This window comes from Desulfosarcina cetonica JCM 12296 (genome assembly GCF_001311845.1).
Classification (GTDB): domain Bacteria; phylum Desulfobacterota; class Desulfobacteria; order Desulfobacterales; family Desulfosarcinaceae; genus Desulfosarcina; species Desulfosarcina cetonica.
The window spans coordinates 1-1,143 of sequence record NZ_BBCC01000467.1 but is presented as its reverse complement, the minus strand read 5'-3'; the positions used below and the strand labels follow the sequence as shown (position 1 = coordinate 1,143).

Sequence of the window (1,143 nt, the reverse complement as noted above, 5' to 3'; positions counted from 1 at the left end):
ATCCCGGGCCGCCATACCGAGGAGCTGGTTGCGTGCCGCCATCAGTTTTGCGTGACCCAGGCCACCGCGGTCCTGCAACTGAAAATCAAATCCGGTGGCATTGCCCAGTTCGATCACTGCCGGTGGAGAAAAAGCGAATACCGCCGCTTCTTTGATCTGTGAAAAGGCACCCATGGCCCTGCCGGCAATGGCCTTGACTTTAAGGTCCGGCCGTTTGCGCAGTTCCCAGTCCCTGAGTTTGGCAAATCCCAGGCCCACATTCTGCGCCTGACCGGAAAAGCTGACACCAGCCACCGACATAAAGGACTCCACACCTTCTTTTTCATGTGCCAGAAAATAATCCTTGATTTTATCCATGACCTTCCGGGTCTGCTCCACGGTCGAGCCCGATGGAAGTGATGCCTGAATCAACAGAATTCCCTGATCTTCATCCGGGAGATAGGAGGTCGTCATCCGTTGAAACAGGAATCCGACCGTCGCTACTAACAAGATGTAGATCATCAGGTAGCGCGATGTTTTTGAAAATGACCGACCGACGATTCCCACATAAAAACTCCTGACTTTTAGAAAACTCCTATCGAACCACCTGAAAAATGGGCGCAGAAACAAGACCGCATTGTCTGAAGCATGATGTCCGGGCGGTATCGGTTTAAGAAACGAGGCACAGAGCACCGGGGTCAGAATCAGGGCCACAACTACCGAAAGCAACATGGATGCGATGATGGTGACGGAAAACTGGCGGTAGAGGACCCCGGTGGAGCCTTGAAAAAAAGCCATGGGGCCGAAGACCGCCGAAAGCACAAGCCCGATGCCGATCAGCGCGCTGGTGATTTCGTCCATGGACTTGGCCGTGGCCTCCCTTGGAGGGAGCCCCTCCTCGGCCATGATCCGCTCCACGTTTTCCACCACCACGATGGCGTCGTCCACCAGCAGGCCGATGGACAGCACCATGGCGAACATGGTCAGCATGTTGATGGAAAATCCGAAAAATCCCAGAACCGCAAAGGTTCCCAGCAGCACCACCGGCACCGCAATGGTTGGGATGAGGGTGGCCCGGATGTTGCCCATGAAAAGATACATGATGATAAAGACCAGCAGGATCGCCTCGAACAGGGTCTTGACGACCTCGTCAATGGCCACCAC

At 54.8% G+C, this 1,143-nt stretch carries 1 protein-coding gene; it reads right to left on the bottom strand.

Going from position 1 to position 1,143, the window contains the following annotated elements; all coding sequences use genetic code 11:
• Positions 1-1,143, bottom strand: a 1,143-nt coding sequence (locus JCM12296_RS35010) for an efflux RND transporter permease subunit (protein WP_157068206.1), incomplete at both ends; no start/stop codon positions are given.